General features: G+C 38.4%; 14 protein-coding genes, 1 tRNA gene and 1 pseudogene. 6 read left to right on the top strand and 10 right to left on the bottom strand.

What is annotated here, in order from left to right; translation table 11 throughout:
- Window positions 1-86: 86 nt before the first annotated feature.
- Window positions 87-2,771, bottom strand: a complete 2,685-nt coding sequence (locus EA365_15900) for a CBS domain-containing protein (GenBank protein ID TVQ42215.1) — start codon at window positions 2,769-2,771, stop codon at window positions 87-89.
- A 124-nt stretch (window positions 2,772-2,895) separates the two neighbouring features.
- Here EA365_15900 and psbZ point away from each other — a divergent pair, with 124 nt between their 5' ends.
- From psbZ to EA365_15885, 3 genes are all read left to right on the top strand, one after another.
- On the top strand, window positions 2,896-3,084 hold the full coding sequence (gene psbZ / locus EA365_15895) for a photosystem II reaction center protein PsbZ (protein ID TVQ42214.1): 189 nt from the start codon (window positions 2,896-2,898) through the stop codon (window positions 3,082-3,084).
- A gap of 78 nt (window positions 3,085-3,162) precedes the next feature.
- On the top strand, window positions 3,163-3,720 hold the full coding sequence (locus EA365_15890) for a 6,7-dimethyl-8-ribityllumazine synthase (GenBank protein ID TVQ42213.1): 558 nt from the start codon (window positions 3,163-3,165) through the stop codon (window positions 3,718-3,720).
- Window positions 3,721-3,763: 43 nt separating this feature from the next.
- A tRNA-Gly gene (locus EA365_15885) sits at window positions 3,764-3,835 on the top strand.
- Window positions 3,836-4,156: 321 nt separating this feature from the next.
- On the opposite strand, the gene EA365_15880 is transcribed toward EA365_15885, so the two are convergent.
- The 3 genes from EA365_15880 to EA365_15870 form a co-directional block, all read right to left on the bottom strand.
- Entirely contained in the window at window positions 4,157-5,347 is a 1,191-nt protein-coding gene (locus EA365_15880; protein ID TVQ42212.1) for a hypothetical protein, read from the bottom strand.
- A gap of 170 nt (window positions 5,348-5,517) precedes the next feature.
- Window positions 5,518-6,354, bottom strand: coding sequence for a metal ABC transporter permease (locus tag EA365_15875; protein ID TVQ42211.1), 837 nt, complete (start codon window positions 6,352-6,354; stop codon window positions 5,518-5,520).
- 2 nt (window positions 6,355-6,356) lie between these two features.
- Complete coding sequence (locus tag EA365_15870) at window positions 6,357-8,273, bottom strand: AarF/ABC1/UbiB kinase family protein (GenBank protein TVQ42210.1); 1,917 nt, start codon at window positions 8,271-8,273, stop codon at window positions 6,357-6,359.
- 47 nt (window positions 8,274-8,320) lie between these two features.
- Between EA365_15870 and recN the strand changes: the two genes are divergently transcribed.
- Window positions 8,321-10,027, top strand: coding sequence for a DNA repair protein RecN (recN, locus tag EA365_15865; protein TVQ42209.1), 1,707 nt, complete (start codon window positions 8,321-8,323; stop codon window positions 10,025-10,027).
- 235 nt (window positions 10,028-10,262) lie between these two features.
- On the opposite strand, the gene rpoD is transcribed toward recN, so the two are convergent.
- The 5 genes from rpoD to EA365_15840 form a co-directional block, all read right to left on the bottom strand.
- The gene (rpoD, locus tag EA365_15860; protein TVQ42208.1) at window positions 10,263-11,390 is read right to left on the bottom strand and encodes an RNA polymerase sigma factor RpoD; all 1,128 of its coding nucleotides are present in this window, start codon (window positions 11,388-11,390) and stop codon (window positions 10,263-10,265) included.
- Between the two features lie 345 nt (window positions 11,391-11,735).
- Complete coding sequence (locus EA365_15855) at window positions 11,736-12,449, bottom strand: hypothetical protein (GenBank protein TVQ42207.1); 714 nt, start codon at window positions 12,447-12,449, stop codon at window positions 11,736-11,738.
- 53 nt (window positions 12,450-12,502) lie between these two features.
- On the bottom strand, window positions 12,503-13,144 hold the full coding sequence (locus EA365_15850; GenBank protein ID TVQ42206.1) for a pentapeptide repeat-containing protein: 642 nt from the start codon (window positions 13,142-13,144) through the stop codon (window positions 12,503-12,505).
- Window positions 13,141-14,454: a metal-dependent phosphohydrolase gene (locus EA365_15845; protein TVQ42205.1), complete on the bottom strand. Its 1,314-nt coding sequence runs from the start codon at window positions 14,452-14,454 to the stop codon at window positions 13,141-13,143. Before EA365_15845 ends, EA365_15850 begins: the two co-directional genes overlap by 4 nt.
- 63 nt (window positions 14,455-14,517) lie before the next feature.
- A complete protein-coding gene (locus tag EA365_15840) occupies window positions 14,518-16,098 on the bottom strand; it encodes a radical SAM protein (protein TVQ42204.1) in 1,581 nt (526 codons plus the stop codon).
- A 185-nt stretch (window positions 16,099-16,283) separates the two neighbouring features.
- Here EA365_15840 and EA365_15835 point away from each other — a divergent pair, with 185 nt between their 5' ends.
- Window positions 16,284-16,598: a DUF1830 domain-containing protein gene (locus EA365_15835; protein TVQ42203.1), complete on the top strand. Its 315-nt coding sequence runs from the start codon at window positions 16,284-16,286 to the stop codon at window positions 16,596-16,598.
- An 88-nt stretch (window positions 16,599-16,686) separates the two neighbouring features.
- On the opposite strand, the pseudogene EA365_15830 reads toward EA365_15835, so the two are convergent.
- A pseudogene (locus EA365_15830) lies at window positions 16,687-16,931 on the bottom strand (DUF29 domain-containing protein).
- Window positions 16,932-16,982: 51 nt separating this feature from the next.
- On the opposite strand from EA365_15830, the gene EA365_15825 reads away from it, so the two are divergent.
- A complete protein-coding gene (locus EA365_15825) occupies window positions 16,983-17,420 on the top strand; it encodes a DUF4079 domain-containing protein (GenBank protein ID TVQ42202.1) in 438 nt (145 codons plus the stop codon).
- Window positions 17,421-17,423: the final 3 nt, after the last annotated feature.

Below are 17,423 nucleotides of genomic sequence, written 5' to 3'. Positions count from 1 at the left end.
TCCCTTGTCTTACCTCATGATAACTTTTCTGTAAAAAACCTACACTTGTGAGCTCCCCATCTCCCCCCTCTCCCTACTCCCTTCTGTTATTCCATTTGGGATAATAAAGTTAGCCCTTCCTCTCGACTAGAAATTTCACCGTCAAGGGTAGCTTGGAGTAATCGTGTCAGAATTTGCTTGTATTGTGGTCCTGGTTTGTAACCAAGGGTTTTTAAATCATCTCCATTAAGGGGTGCTTTAACGTAAGCTAGATGAGTCAGATATTGCCAAATTTTACGTCGATTGGGGTAATCACTATCAATCCCCACCAAGAGTAAACTAACCCAATCTAATGGTTGCAACAGATAATAAATCTCACTTTTGAGTTGAGTAACCCCAAGACGGGTAGTAAGATGTTGCTTTAATTGGGGTAAATTTCTGAGGCGATCGATACTATCCTTGGGAAGTTGTAAACTTTCAGCTAAAGAAACTCCAGCAGGAGTAGGTAAACTAGCGATAATTATCTCTAAACGTATCAACCAGTGATTATTGGTTTCTTCTCGATTAAGTAGGCGTAACCAGCGATCGCCGTAACGTAATTGCCACCACAAAACCTTGGTTAAGATTAAATCAGGGTGTAAACAGCGTAAAGCTTCTAAATCAGCGAGTAATTTAACAGCAGCTTGCCAATAACCAGCGGAGAGTATATATTTTAGTTCAGCTTTCAGTCTAGTTGTCAAAGCGGGAGCTAATTTATTTTCTCGGCGTAATCTTGCATAGACACCACTAGCGATGGCGTATCTAATATAACCTTCGGTTTCTTCTTCAATAGTAAAATTCAATTTAACCGCAAAACGCACCGCACGATAAATACGGGTAGGATCTTCAATAAAACTATTAGCGTGGAGTACTCTAATTAAACGGGATTGTAAATCTAGATAACCCCCAAAAAAATCTAATAACTCTCCCAACTTAGGATTAGTCAGACGTATAGCTAAAGCATTGACGGTAAAATCTCTTCTATAGAGATCCTGACGAATCGAACTAGCTTCTACTTCAGGATTAGCCGCGGGATAGGGGTAAAATTCTGTTCTAGCGGTAGCTATATCCATACACAGAGAACCAAATTCTGGATCATTATGCCACATTAAAGCCGCGGTTTGAAACTCTCCGTGTATAGACAGACTAGCTTGAGGATAGATGATCTTAATGTGGTTAGCTAATTCTACTCCTGCTCCTGTATCAGCGCTTTGATGGAAACCATCTACTACTAAGTCTATGTCTTGGAGTAAGAGACTGTCTCCTTGTTTAGCTAACAGTAAATCTCGTACTCCTCCACCTACTAAGTATAAATGCCAACCGCGCTCACTAGCTGCAGTAGCGATCGCCTGTAATAATTGCCAAAAAGAAGAGGGTAAAAGTTGTTGTAAGGAAGGTAACAAACAAGAAATCAGAGCCGTTTTTTCTGCGTCTTTTTTCTCACCGTTATTTTGGTGTAACTGTCTAAGTACATCTGTACGAGTGACTATCCCGATTAAATTACCCTGATCTAAAACAGGAAGACGCCCGACGTCATAGGTAACCATTAACTCTTCTATTTCCTGTAGGGAAGTTGTTGGGGTGATAGTTTTGAGATTGCGCGTCATATAACCTTTTACAGGTGCGTGACTAAACCCGTGATGTAAAGCTAAATCTAAATCTCGACGAGAGATAATCCCGACTAATTCCCTCTCGCTATCTACTACGAATAACCCCGAATGTCCATAACGAAATAAGATCCTCTCTGCTTGTTCAATAGTGGTTTCTGGTAGAATAGTGCGTACTGGAGAAGACATGATTTCTCTAGCGGTGACTGGTTCGGGGATTTGTGCTTTAAATTCCTCTATAATCTTATTTAAGATAGTTTCTGGTTCAGGACAACGCATACTTACTGACGCTGCGTTACTATGTCCACCTCCACCATAATCTGTGAATAATTGAGCTAGATTGGTTTGGGGTACACGGGATCTCCCGATGATGGTTAAATAGGGTTCTTGACTTTTTGGGTAATAATGAGCAAGAAACAGAGCATCTATTTCGACTATTTCTAATAATCTTTCGGTTAAGCTGGATAATCCTGGGACAAAATTACTGGTTTTTAATAACACCCAACCTAGCTGATATCCTTGTCTCTCTGTGGTTTTAATTTTGGCGATCGCCTCACTTAAGAGTTGTTGCAATTGCGGTGATAAACTCGGATCTACGTATTCTGAGACGATTTTAACATTAGCACCCATTGTCATTAACCAAGCTAAAGCTTGAGCATCTCTAGCTGTAGTTTGTGCAAAAGTCAAAGAGCCTGTATCTACGTGTATTCCCAGTGCCATTACTGTGGCTACAAATTGATTAGGAGTAATTCCCGCTTTTTGTAACTCTTCTACTACTAAAGTAGTAGCTGCTCCTACTTGATCTAGATAGATAGTTGTGGCGGGAATATCGGTCTTTTCCTCACTATAATGATGGTCATAGATAATTATTTGCGCAATTTGTGCTTGGGTTAACCATTCTTGAGCCTTACCGAGGCGATCGCTTTGTTGGGTATCTACTATAATTAAAGAGCGGATTAATTTTGGATTAACGCTACGACGCTCGATTAAGGGAAATTCATCCCGATACAAGGCTAAAAAGTTACTCACCCCAGGATGAGAACCACCAGTTAAGACTATTCTTGCACCTTGATAGAGTAAACTTAGCCCTACTGCTGCACCAAGAGCGTCAAAATCGGCGGTTTGATGGCATAAAATTAAATCCATCCGAGAATAAATTACGACCTGTTGACTCCTAAAATAGTATCATAACTAAAGTCGTGATTGTGTATCTTAAGTCATCAATGATGGCAGTGTTAACTTAAAGCTACTGTTTCAGGAGAAGTTCAAAATGCAAATTTTATTCCAAATTAGCCTTGCTGCTTTAGTATTATTTTCTTTTGTGATGGTTGTGGGTGTACCGGTAGCCTATGCTACTCCCCAATATTGGTCTCAAGCTAAACCCTTGCTTTTTGTTGGCTCTGGTGTTTGGTTAGTTTTAGTCATTCTAGTGGCTATTTTAAACTTTTTTGTGATTTAACTTGTTTGACTCTGGTATTTCTTCCTAGTTACTTTGGGAAGAGATACTCTAAAAATCTTTTACTACTATCTAACTAACATGACTGTTTTTGAGGGAACTTTTGCTCAAGATTCATCTTTATTTCGTTTCGCTATTGTGATTGCTCGTTTCAATGATTTAGTGAGCGAAAAACTCTTATCAGGGTGTCAAGATTGTTTAAAACGACATGGTATTGACGTTAACCCCGAAGGTAATCAAGTCGATTATATCTGGGTCCCTGGTAGTTTTGAAGTGTCTATGGTAGCTCGTCAGTTGGCTTTTTCCCGTCGTTATGACGCTATTATCTGTTTAGGAGCAATTATCAAGGGACAAACTCCTCATTTTGATTATGTCTCGAGTGAAGCTGCAAAAGGTATCGCTGCGGCTAGTTTCCAAAGTGGTATCCCTGTTATTTTCGGTATTTTAACCACCGATACTCTTCAACAAGCTTTAGAAAGAGCGGGAATTAAGAGTAATCACGGTTGGCATTATGCTCTCAATGCTTTAGAAATGGCTAGTTTAATGAGTCAACTTAATACCACCTTGGATAATAAGACTTATGAGACTAATAATCTCTTGACTGCAGAAACTATCAAAAGTTTGGAACAAAACCCTTGACAAGTAAAATTTTTCTAGCTATAATTGAATAGTTATTTCAACTGCGGGTATAGCTCAGTGGTAGAGCGCCACCTTGCCAAGGTGGATGTCGCGCGTTCGAATCGCGTTACCCGCTTCTAATCTAAACCCTATACCTAGTACGCGTTTCAGCGATTAGCTAGTTATCCTTGTTAGGTTCAATCTAGGATACCTGATCCAATTATGATCCAATATAGGCTAAAATAGAAGAAATAATAGATTAGTATTTCCTATTACCTAATAGAGAATCAATCACTATTATTTATACTATTACCTAATAGGGGATATCTATGCTATGAATGAAGTAAGGATAAAAAAACAGAGTAACCAACTAAGAATTACAAAAGCCCAAAAAAAAGGGATGCTGCTAACATCCCAAATTGTTTTATATCATTAAAGTTCAATTATGTAGAGTTACCTAGACGTCTATGTCTGGTAGCTCTACTCCTTTATCTGTACCCAAATAATTGCTAAGGATAGTTTCAGCACTGTTCCCTACTAAGTTTCCTATTGTAGCAATGTCTATCCCTTTACGTATCATTTGAGTAATGAAAGTATGCCTTAAATGATACGTAGGTAATTGGTTTTCGATTTCCCCTACCTTGACTAACTCTTTGACAATTGGGGTAAAATAACGATTCGTGAAATTGTGCAAGTCTAGATAGTTGCCTTTTTGGCTAGGGAACAATAGACTGTGTTCTTTGTTGTTGTAAATTGGTGCTATCTTTAAGCATTGCTCAAGTTGCTCGTTAATTGGGAACATTCTGATAGTCTCGGTTTTAGTTCCTTTTAATTCTCCGTGAGTATAGGCTTTATTGAACCTTAAAACCTTACGATTCTTGCCGTAGATGATATCGTCAATCGTGAGAGCTATCACGTCTTCTGGCCTCGCACCCGTCAAGGTTAGGCATAGAACAAACGGATAGTAATAGCTATGTTTGAATGCTGAATTGGGATTGCAAAAGCGATCGGTTTTAAACGCGTTTAGTATGATTGGTATCTCATATGGCTCAAAAGGTTTACAACTCCTTTCTCCTTGAGTAGAGATTACCAGAGTATCTCGATATACAGCATAGGGATTACTATCAAGTAGTTTTAGTTTGACTGCTAGGTTACAAGCCGCGTTTATCGACCGGAATAGCCTACTAACTGTATTCTTTCCGTAGGTAAGCTTTAAGACTTCTATCTGAGTCTGTGCATGGCTCACTCCCAATTGGTGACTTGGTATTAAGGAAATCCACTTACCAACGCCTTTGTGATGTCCCTTGCTGCTATTGGGTAAGCTATTGCCTCGAACCATTAAGTACGTATCCCATATCTCTTTAATGGTTATTTCCGTATCATTGTCGTTAGGTAGTTGTATTAGATTGCTGTTAATCTTAGTAGGTGCTTTACCATACTTGACTAGGGTTGTATCAAAACAATTCCATAGGATATCAGCATTGATTTGATTAGCGACTGCTACTGCTTTTTTAACCGTCTCTTTGGAGTCTTTACCTATAGTTAGGGAATAAGACTTTTTGTCTAGGGTAAATCGAATCCGTATTGAATTACGGCAACGTTCTATCGATACTCTGTCAACACGTTTTATTACTTCTATGCTCTGCATATGAACCACCTATTATTTAGCGTTTTAGGTGATCCAAGATTGATCCAAGATAGCTACTCTCTACTAGGTAATAGTAAACCGTTTCCTATTAGGTAATAGGGTTTTAGGCTATGCTGCTTACCTTGCCAAGGTGGATGTCGCGCGTTCGAATCGCGTTACCCGCTTCTAATCTATTTTTTGGACGTAAGCAATCCGTGTAGAGGACTAAACAGCAGGATGAGTATAAATAATCCCGATGCTACTAAAACAATCCCCGGTCCTGAGGGTATATTTTGAAAATAACTCAGATACATACCTGAGACGCTAGAAAAAATCCCTATTCCTACCCCTAATAACATGACTTGGTGGAGACGAGTAACTAGTAGATAAGCACAAGCAGAAGGAGTAATTAATAGAGAAAGTACTAGAACTACTCCTACGGTTTTTAAGCTAGCGACGATGGTTAGAGCAATCAAAATCATCAGACTCATATCTAATAATTTTACTGGTAAACCTACAGCTTGTGCACCGATTTGGTCAAAGGTATAGAATAATAGTTCTTTATATAAAGCAACTACTACTAATAAGATAATTACTGCTATAATCGCTGTATCGCGAATATCTCCCCAAGTTACCCCGAGAATATTGCCAAAAAGATAATGATTGAGGTCAATTTTATTGTCTTTTTGGATTACGGTAATCAAAGTGATTCCTAAAGCAAAAAAAGCGGAAAAAACAATACCCATCGCTGCATCTTCTTTAATCGGAGAACGATTTCTAATGATGTTAATACAGATAGTACTGATAATTCCCGCTACAAAAGCACCGAAAAAGATATTAATTCCTAACCAAAAGGCGATCGCTAATCCTGGTAAAACTGAGTGACTAATGGCGTCCCCAAGGAGTGCTAATCTTTGTACCATAAGATAGCTACCGACGACGGCGCAAATAGTCCCCACGATTACCGCTTCGATTAGCGATCGCTGCATAAAACCTAATTGCAAAGGCTCTAATAAGATATCTAACATAGTTAGCGAGATAAAGCTACTTCCGGGAGACTGATTTTTGCTGGAGATTGGGTATATTCTTCCAGGAATAAGCGTCGAATCACTCTAGCTAAGGCTTTTTGGGCTAATCCTTCTACCACTTTTTGACCTAATTGTTGAGTTTCTGATTTAGCGACGATTTTATTGAGCAGGTTAATCAGCTTCATTGGTTCATAACCTGGGGTATCTTGGAGAATCCCGACGATATTGCGCAGATGTTCCATGGTCGCGGTATTTTGCTCTAATTCGACAGGAAGATCATTAACTGCTAAACCAACTTGTTGACGTACTAAACTAGACCAATTAAACCAGGTACGTTGTCCCCAAGTATCTACCGCGTTGACTATTTCATTAGCGAGGCGATCGCGTATAAATGAGCCTCTTTCAGAGAAGAGAAAATCTACACCTTGATCAACCACTTTATCAAAGTTATAATCTTGAGAATTACCTGCATTGCGTAGTAAATTCTCTAAACGATTCCAACGGAAACTACCATCTTTAAATAATAGTTCTTTGAGAGAGGTTCTCAACTGAGGAGCGGGATCAGTTAGTAAGCGTTTAGCGACGTAGGGATAAGCTTTACTGAGGACTTTAAACTCAGGATCAATCCCGATAGCGATTCCTTCTAAGGTTACCATCGAGCGAATAATCAGAGCATAATAAGCAGGTACACGGAAAGGAAACTCATACATCATCTCAGACATCTGGTCTGTAATGCTTTTAAAGTTTAACTCTGCTACACTAGCTCCTAAAGCATTATTAAATACCTCTGTTAAAGCCGGTATAATAGGGGTTAAATCAGTATCTGGTGTGAGAAACTCTAATTTGATATAATCTTGAGCTAGAGCTTCAAAATCCCGATTAACCAAGTGTACAATCGCTTCTATTAAACCATAACGTTGATAAGGCTTAATATCACTCATCATACCAAAATCTAGATAAGCGAGTCTCCCGTCTGGCATAGCTAACAGGTTACCAGGGTGAGGATCAGCGTGAAAGAAACCATGTTCTAACAATTGACGTAGAGAACATTCTACACCAACTTCTACTAAGTGGGTAGCATCGATACCTTGAGCTTGAATAGCTTGGATATTAGTTAACTTTGTTCCTGTAATCCATTCCATGGTCAATACCCGACGTGCGGTATATTCCCAATAGATGCAAGGTACATAGATTTCTGGTAAATTCCCGTAAAGTTCGGCGAATCTTTCCGCGTTACGACCTTCTTGATCGTAATTAATCTCTTCAAAGATTCTCGCTGCTAATTCGTCGGTAATCCCCACTAAATCTGAACGTATCTGGCTAAAAGTATTTTTCGCCCAATTAGCTAGTAAGCGCATAATATAAATATCTAAAGTAATTCGACCGATTAAATCAGGTCTTTGTACTTTGACAGCTACGGTTTCACCAGTTTTTAGTTTTCCTTTATATACTTGTCCTAGAGAAGCAGCTGCAAGGGGTTCAGGTGATAGTTCGGCGTATATTTCTTCTGGAGGTGCTCCTAATTCCTCTTCGATAAATTTATAAGCTACTTCATTGGGAAAAGAGGGAAGCTGATCTTGTAATAGGGCTAATTCTTCTAGGTAGATAGGGGGAACTAAATCAGGACGCGTGGAGAGAGCTTGTCCTATCTTAATATAGGTAGGTCCTAATTCGGTGAGTACGTTTCTGAGATCAGCTGCTCTTTGTTTTTGCTTATTATTTAATTGACCTGTAGTTTTATCCCACCAGAGAGTAAAAAAGAACCAACCAAAGGTGGTGATAATTTTGATTAAGCGAGCAAATACTGAGAAAAAACGAGAACGATAGTAGTTATTAATCTTTTCTGGGTTATAACGCCAATCTTCCGTTGCTAATTGAGAAGGCTTTTTTTCTATAGGATACAATTCTATTTGGGTCATAAGTTTATTTTTAAATCTCGCTATATGTGAACTATTGTAACAACTTTATGCTTGATTCTCTCACGATTCAAAATTTTACTCTTATTGACTATTTGGAGTTAGAATTTAGTGCAGGTTTAAACGTACTGACTGGGGAAACTGGTGCGGGTAAATCTATAGTCTTAGACGCTATTGATGTTGTTTTAGGTGGTAAGGTTAATCAACGTTTGATTAGACAGGGTGAACAACGCGCTCAAATTGAGGCTAGTTTTAGGATAGATCCTAACTTACTGCAATGGCTACAACAACAGGAACTTGAACCCCTAGAAGAAGAAACAGTTGTCTGTAGTCGATCCATTATCCTCACTAAAGATAATCTGCGTTCTCGTTTTCGTATTAATGGTGTTTTGGTTAACCGTCAGTTGGTTTTACAGTTGCGCGATCGCCTGCTAGAAATTACTGCTCAAGGACAAACTGTAGAATTAATGATTCCTGATAAACAACGACAGTTATTAGATTTATACGCAGGGGAAGATTTACTAACTCAAAAAGCTAAAGTTGGCAATATTTATGATAGATACGCCAAAATTGGTCAAAAAATTGCTCTTTCTCGTCAATCAGAACAAGAACGTTTACAAAGACTCGATTTAATTAAGTATCAATCCCAAGAATTAGCTACAGTTAATTTAGTCAATCCTGATGAACTTAGACAACTTGAACAAGAGCGTCAACGTCTCGCTCACGTAGTAGAATTACAACAGTTAAGTTATCAAATCTATCAACTTCTGTATCAAAACGAACAAGGACAAGCTGCTGCTGATTTACTCGGGGAAGGAGAAGCTTTATTACAAAATATGGTTAAATATGACCCTAGTCAGGAGTCTATCTTAACTATGGTTAATAATGCTTTGACTCAGATAGTAGAAGCCGGACAACAAATATATCGTTATGGTGAAAATTTAGAAGTAGATCCTCAATATCTCGAACAAATAGAAGAAAGAATTAAACAACTTAAATATATCTGTCGTAAATATGGTCCTAGTTTAGAAGAGGCGATCGCTTATCATCAAAAAATTCAGCTAGAATTACAAAAGTTTAGCGAAGATAACGAATTTATCGAGCATCTTGAACAAGAATATCATCAAGTTGAAGAACAATTACACCAAGCTTGTCAAAACTTAACCCAACTCAGACAAAAAGCAGCTCTTAAATTAGAAACAGAATTGATTCGGCAATTAAAACCCTTAGGAATGGAAAAAGTTATCTTTAGTTGTCGAATTCTTCCTAGTGGCATTAGTGCACAAGGACAAGACCAAATTCTCTATTATTTTAGTCCTAATCTAGGGGAACAGATACAACCTCTATCCCATACCGCTAGTGGTGGAGAAATGAGTCGTTTCTTACTAGCATTGAAAGCTTGTTTTGCTAATACGAAAACCTCTGGGAAAACCTTAATTTTTGATGAAATAGACGTAGGAGTATCTGGCAAAGTAGCCTTATCTATTGCTAATAAGCTACATTACCTCTCGAAAACCCATCAGGTTTTATGTGTTACCCATCAACCCTTAGTAGCTGCTATGGCTGATCATCATTGGCGCGTAGAAAAACAAATGCTTGACTCTCGCACTGTGATACGAGTGGCCAATTTAGCTAATCACCAACAACGACGAGAAGAATTAGCCCAACTTAGTGGCGGTAAGGCGGATTCAGAAGCGATCGCTTTTGCTGAATCTCTCTTAAGTCAAGCTAACGCTAAACGTCAAGATAGGGAGTAGGGAGTAGGGAGTAGGGGAGCTTTGGAGTATAGCATATAGAACCAATAACACCTAAAACCTAACTACCTAAAACCTAACCCCTGACTACCAATCCATAGGTGCAGGTAGCATTTCAGTGCGTAAATCCAGAATCTGCACTATGACTAGATAAATCACAGCCAACAGGATAGATATTGTTCCTGTAACAATAGCGACTATTTTTTCTTTACTCATTGTTTAAAATCAAATTAAGTATTTAACGTACATACTCTTTTAAAATACTATTGCGATTAGGATGACGAAGCTTTCTTAAGGCTTTTGCTTCAATTTGGCGAATACGTTCCCTGGTTACATCAAAAATCTGACCAATTTCTTCTAGGGTTTTCATTCTACCATCATCTAAGCCGTAGCGTAACCTTAATACATCCCTTTCTCGAGGGCTTAAACTATCTAAAACTTGTTCTAAATCTTCTCTGAGTAAGTTTTTGGAGACATCATCTTCTGGTGTTTCTCCATCTGCTTCGATAAAATCTCCTAAACGTGAATCTTCTTCTTTACCGATAGGAGTTTCTAAAGAAATAGGTAATTGAGCTGATTTAGCGATAAAACGCAATTTCTCTATAGTCATTTCCATATGGGTAGCGATTTCTTCCTCTGTGGGTTTACGCCCCATTTCTTGTGAGAGAATTTTAGTTGTTTTCTTAATGCGCGAGATTGTTTCGTACAAATGCACTGGTAAGCGAATTGTTCTAGATTGATCAGCGATCGCTCTGGTTATGGCTTGTCTAATCCACCAAGTCGCATAGGTAGAAAATTTATAACCTTTTTCGTGGTCAAATTTTTCCGCTGCTCGAATTAATCCTAATGATCCTTCTTGAATCAAGTCTTGAAAAGATAACCCCCGATTCATATATTTTTTAGCGATAGAAACTACTAAACGTAGATTAGACTGCACCATCTTTTCTTTAGCTCGTCTTCCTAGATACATCCGACGACGAAAAGCTGGTAATTCCATCTCTACAGCTTTAGCCCATTCTCTTTCTGTGGGGATACGTTTAAGCTCTTCTGAAAGTTTCTCTCGTTGTTGTTCTAACTCTAATAAATCGGCTATTTTACGAGCTAATTCTATTTCTTCTTCGGCTCGTAACAGACGAATGCGCCCAATTTCTTGTAAGTAGATGCGAATCGAGTCTTCTGTGTAGGGTTTTTTCTTGGGGGTTTCCGTGCGACGCAAGTTTGATACTTTGCGATTTTTCTTATTAACCTGAGCTACCGCATCTTCAAACTCTTCTTCTATGTTAATGATTTCGCTTTCATCAAGCACTAGTTCTGTCCATTCCTGAGACGGATTCATTTCTGTAAGTAGATCATTAGCTTGAGTCATTATTTTTCCTCTTTCTCCTTTTGTTTTCAATTCAGAAGATATTGTGCACGATTTTTGTTTCAAGTCGCCCTTGAATAGTGATTGGCAAAAGACCTCTCTGATTGTAACTTCCTTTACAATATCTTGGTGGATTTTTTTTGTTCAATTAATGAACTATTTTCCCTATTGGTAATTCCCCAAAACATCAGGGGAGAAACGAGAAAAAACTCTCAATTTTTGTGTGTGAGGAGCAATATAGTACATAATTTTTCTGAAAATAAGGTTATGCCTTGACCTCTACGATAACAAAAACTAATCGTTTTGTCGTTATTTAACCAAAATTTTTTTTATTTAGGGATCACTTTGTTAACGCTGATAAATCGAAAAGGGATTTATTTTAACATTTAACGGCATTTGTAAAGGAATGTTAAGATTAACCTTAAAAACCGTTTCTAAACTAGTTAAAATAGCCTGTCTAACCACAACTTCTGTTTCTACCGAAAGCATCAACTGTAGATATTCTCTCAGTTGAACTAATTCAGTAGCATTTAGTTGTTTTCTCTGAGCTAAATTACTCAATTCTCTTACTGCTATCAGACGTTTAAGTGCTTCGGTGGAGGTTAAGTCTATGAGCCATTGTTCCCAATTACTTTGATATTGATAATTATTTTTAGTAAATAGTTGCCAAACCAAGAGTAAACAGGTAACTATACTCAATAAACCCTGAAAAATCACACCAGTAGCTAACCAGGGATTATCGGTTTTAGCAAAAATGGAGCTAAGGAAATAAACCACGACAGAAGCCACTCCACCACCAAAGACAGCTAAACTGAATTGACGATGAGAGCTACTGCGCCAAGATTCCCAATAGCTAATCAGACTACGCCAATGATAACGGGGGAAAAAATAAATGGCTTGCATAACCAAAACTCCCCCCAGGGTTGCTAGTAATAATTGCCAATGCCAACAGAGCAAAGCCACCATTATCACTATTAACCAAAAGGTTTGACTAGTTCGGGGCAATTTTTGCCTAAAATTAAATTGAGAGATGAGATAGAGAAAGACTCTCCATCTTGGCATTTTTTTGGTCACAGGGATTATGGATAACTATTTGGTATTTTTACCAACAGTAATTATACTAGCTGTTTATTTATAATAGTACCCACTAAACAAGCTTTGTCTAAATTAGCTCCATCTAAACAAGCTCCCTCTAATTCTGCACAAAGTAAATTAGCGCCCCCTAAAATAGCCCCAGCTAGATTAGCTCCCCGTAAATCTGCTTCTTCGAGATTAACTTCGGTTAAAATAGCCCCAGACAGATTAGCCCCAGCTAAATTAGCCCCAGATAGATTAGCGCTATTGAGGTTAGCACCCCGAAAGTCAACCCCACGACAATCACTCCCGCGCAGATTAACTCCAGTTAAGTTAACTCCACTTAAAAAAGCTCCTGCTAGGGAGGCTTGAATCAATTTAGCCCCCATCAGATTAGCTCCCCGTAAGTTACTACCTCGTAAATCGGCGTGACTTAAATCAGCTTGCATGAAGTTAGCCCCGAGACAATTGGCTCTCAAATCAGCAAAATCACAACCAGCACAGAGTAGATTAGCTCCATCTAAACAAGCTCCTTTTAAGTTAGCGTGGGAGAGATTGACTCCTACTAAATTAGCTCCAGATAAATTAACTCGTTCTAATTGAGTATAGGAGAGATTCTCGTCTTCGAGATTGACTCCTGGTAGTTGTTTGCTTTTCCCTGTGCGAATTAATTCTAAGTTCATGCTAATTGTTCCTCTTCTTCTAGTAACCAGATTCCCGAAGCAATTTTAGGTTGATTAATAGGTAAATCCATACCTTGTTGTAACCCTAAAACTAAGAGTTCTAGAGTTTGGACTAATTTAGGATCATAAACTGTGGAGGCTCTCTGTTGACAGTAAGCTAAAGCTTTACCATATTGGTCAGATTCTTGCTGATAATAAAGTAATTGAGCTTGAAAATCAGCTACTAAAGACAAGATACGGGATTCTAAGGGGATATTATCATAGGCAAGACCATCGGGAATCCCTGAGCCATCCCAACATTCATCTTGATGGGTGATAATTTTAGCGATCGCTTCTAATTGGGGCATTATTCTCAAAACTTCCGATTGGGATGGATCATCATCTGTAGTTAGAGATTGAACCCCTTTCAAAGGTGGCAGACGGTGTAATAATCCTGCTAGACGTAAACGTTTAATTTGCCAAGCAGGTAGATCCAGTACCTGTCCCATTGCTTCAGCATAACAAGTTACCGAGGCAGCAGCATTAGGATTAACTGCGTCTGCTTGGTCAATTATTTGCGCCATACGTAGGAAGGCTTGCATTTTATTAGAGAAGATGTTGTAATCTAGGTCTTTAGTGCAGCCATACTGAGTATAATTGTGGGGCAATAACAGGTTTTGTTGGCTACTTTCGAGATAATCTACGACTTTACAGACAACAGGGGTTAAGTCGTATTCTGGAACTTGGGTAGTTTGATTAATCAGAGTTATTTCTTGAGAGATTTTCTCTGCTAGTGGTAGATTAAACTTAGCGATATGTTCTTGAGCTAGTTCGAGAGTTTCTTGCACTAAATCTGCTTCAAAAGTCCAAAACCCGTAGAATTTGCGCTCTAAATCTTGGGTAGGTTGTCCTATTATGCCATAATCTTCCTCAGAGAGTTCTTGGCATAGCACCATAGCACTATAATTAGGTGATAAAATCATCAAGTGCCATTCTTGAGCTACTGGATCATCTGTGGTCAAATTAACTAGAGAGACGTTAGACTGATTGCTAGTAGGGTGAGTAGTAAAACCTGTCTCAGGAGCAGCTAAAATGACTATCTCAGAGGCTTTTTGAGCTAATTCTCCATAACGATCTGCTTCTTGGAGATACCATTTACCTCGTTGAAAAGCGGCTAACACTAGCGGATTTCCTGTTGATTCTAGGATAAAGTCTTCTAGGGCATGGCACAAAGCTACTAAAGTATTTTTATAGTAAACACCAAGATTCAGGGGGTTTTTGAGTTGCTGATGACGAGTGGTAAGTTTTTCTAAAATCGATCCTTTGAGCATAATAATACTTAGATCTAAAATAAATTAAGATATCAGGGAGCAATGATCCCTAATACCTTTGGTTTACACTACCGCAGTAGTTAAAATTTTTGGAGTTGCTGTCTCTGGGATAGGAGCACGTAAAGCCTCTTCTAAGTCAGCACAACCCAATTTATCCTCTAGAATGTTAAACACTTCTCGACCAAAGTCAAGGGGATTTTGTTGCCAAGCTTGTAAACAAACTTCCCCCAAAAATGATCCTAAAGGCTCAGGATTCCAGAGTAGTTTTTTAGCCGTCCAAGGCATTAAACTCATAGGATTATAACCTTGTTTAAGGATATTTTGTTGAAAAGCGTATTCTTCTAAATGAGTATGGGGTTGTAACCCGATAAAGAAGATAGCTGGTTCGACTTTTTCTGCGCCAAAAATCCGCTCTAATTCTCTATGATAAGCAATAGTCTGACGGATTGTCTCATAAGTCTCATCGATAACATTAAAGGAGTAATTAACCGAGACTAGATCGTTAAATCCTGCTTGTTTTAAATCCCGACAATTTGCTAAGACTGTACGTAGATTATAACCCATACGCATTTTACGCACTAATTCTTGTGAACCACTGGTGATCCCGATTTCAAAGTAGTTCATACCTGTTTTAACCATCAATTCACAGAGTTTAGGATTGAGGTTATCAGCGCGGATATAAGCAGCCCAATGTATATCCGTCATACCAGAATCTACTATCTTTTCCAACAATTCGATCGCATCGTCGATAAATTTGCGCGCGGGAATAAATTGCGCATCAGTAAACCAAAAATTGCGAATCCCGCGATCGTAGAGTTGACGGATTTCTTTAACTACTTCATCGCTGGGATTAATTCTTACTTGTTTCCCCTCTACTACTGTATAGATACAATAGCAACAGTTATGGGGACAACCTCTTTTGGTTTGAACACCGATATAGAAATCATTTTCTAGTAGATAATAATCAAACTCCCGCCAAATACTGCTGATGTAGTCATAATCACAAGCGGCTTTTTCTAGGGGGGTGGGTTGTTCGTGAATGAGACGTTGACGAGGTTGATTTTCACCTACTATATAACAACGTTCACTGAGCAGGTCTTCTTGACGTAACAGTTTTTCTAAGAGAGTTTCTCCTTCTCCTACAGAAACGATTGTTCCTTGGGGGAGTTTTTCTTGTAACTGTTCATAAAATACACTAACTGCACCTCCTCCTACGACTAAACGTGCTTGGGGGTTATATTTTTGTGCTCGTCGCCATCCCCGCTTAATTAAGCCGATATTGCGCCAAAGTTCACCATAATAAGCGCTAGTGACTTTTAAACCCCCTAAAGCTCCTCTTAGCTTAATTAGGGGGTTTTTAGCGTAATAAAACTCAAAGGCATTTTGCAGAGGGTTACCACCCCTACCACCTACAGGAGCATAAATTTGAATATCTCGCCAAGAAAATACTAATAAGGTGGGTTGAAATTCGTCGATACAGCGATCTAAGGCTTGTTTATAGTCTAGGGGAGCAACAGTCCCAAAATCAAAGATTTTTTGAGAGATACCAGGAAATTGTTTATGGATATGATCAGCTAGATAAACTACGCCAATCGGAAAAATCGGGTTACAGGGAAGACGCAGATAGAGGATTTTTTCTTTCATTAGCGATCGGTATGGGAGTTTACTGAAAATCTTAAAATGAGTTTATATATCTTAACTTTAACAAAAGAACAAAAATTTTGCTTAAAAATACTGGTCTAGTATTACTCTTTACAGTTAACGGGGATCAATAAGTGTTAGCCTAAAGCTGTAGAAAAAAAATTTACTAAATATTTACGGCAAACCTTATGGCTCAAATCCTTGACCCTATTACCAATACCACAGGTGAAAACTTCCTCTGCTGCTATGTAAACGCCACTAGTCAAATTCAAGTAGTTCGTATTACTAATATTCCTAATTGGTATTTTGAACGTGTCGCTTTTCCTGGACAACGTCTAGTATTTGAAGCAACTCCAGAAGCTTTATTAGAAGTACATACTGGAATGATGGCAAGTGCTATCCTCTCAGATACTATACCATGTGAACGCTTACATATTCAAGATTCCGAACCAGTTGAGGAAAAAAAAACTGAAGTAAATCAAAAATTAAAAGCGATTGCTTAATCAAGGTAAAAATAATAGTTGAGGCTATCTTTACAGGTAGCCTTTTTTACTCTTCGTAGAAGTCTTTATTTAATACTCGTTGACGATGTTAGATAACCGAATTATAAAAGCTTTCTTTCAGGCTAGATGGTGCATCGGGACTTTTAATTTGAGTAAATGAGCTAACAAAATCATCAGATTGCTGGTTAAGGTATTTTGTGCAGATTTACCCACAGCAACTAACTCCTCAATTAAATGCTCAATATCCCAAGACTCAAAGTCACGATTTTTTAATTGTTCAATGGTTTGCTCAAGCCATAGCAGTAAATCATGATTGTCTAATTGTTCAGACATGGTTTTTGTTCATAGGATATTATAAGGTTAGGTCTAAATTAGATTCTACTAATGAATTTACCGTCATTTCTCTGGTTATGGAAAATAGCAGCATGGTCAATGGGTTTAGGGATTTTAGCCTATGTATTGCAGGGAATCAGTGGCTTTTGGCTCTATAAACAACGTAGTCAACAAAAAACCCGTCCTCAATGGTTAAAACCCTTACACTATGGGATAGGGATAACTATGGTGTTATTAGTTTTATTGTTATTAATTATTGGTATAGTGGGTACAATAGGTCATTATGGCAGCTTGGGACATTCACCTCATTTGTTGGCAGGATTGAGTGTGGTTATCTTGGTGCTAATATCAGCAGTAAGTGCTATCCAAATAGGTCCAAAACATCCCCAAGCGCGATCGCTCCACGTTAAAACTAATATTATGCTCTTATTAGCCTTTATTTCCGTCTCTGTGACAGGTTGGCATGTGGTACAAAAATATTTACCTTAAATA

The sequence above is a fragment of the Gloeocapsa sp. DLM2.Bin57 genome (assembly GCA_007693955.1).
Taxonomy (GTDB): Bacteria; Cyanobacteriota; Cyanobacteriia; order Cyanobacteriales; family Gloeocapsaceae; genus Gloeocapsa.
The sequence above is the reverse complement of the archived record's forward strand: the minus strand, read 5'-3'. Positions and strand labels throughout refer to the sequence as shown.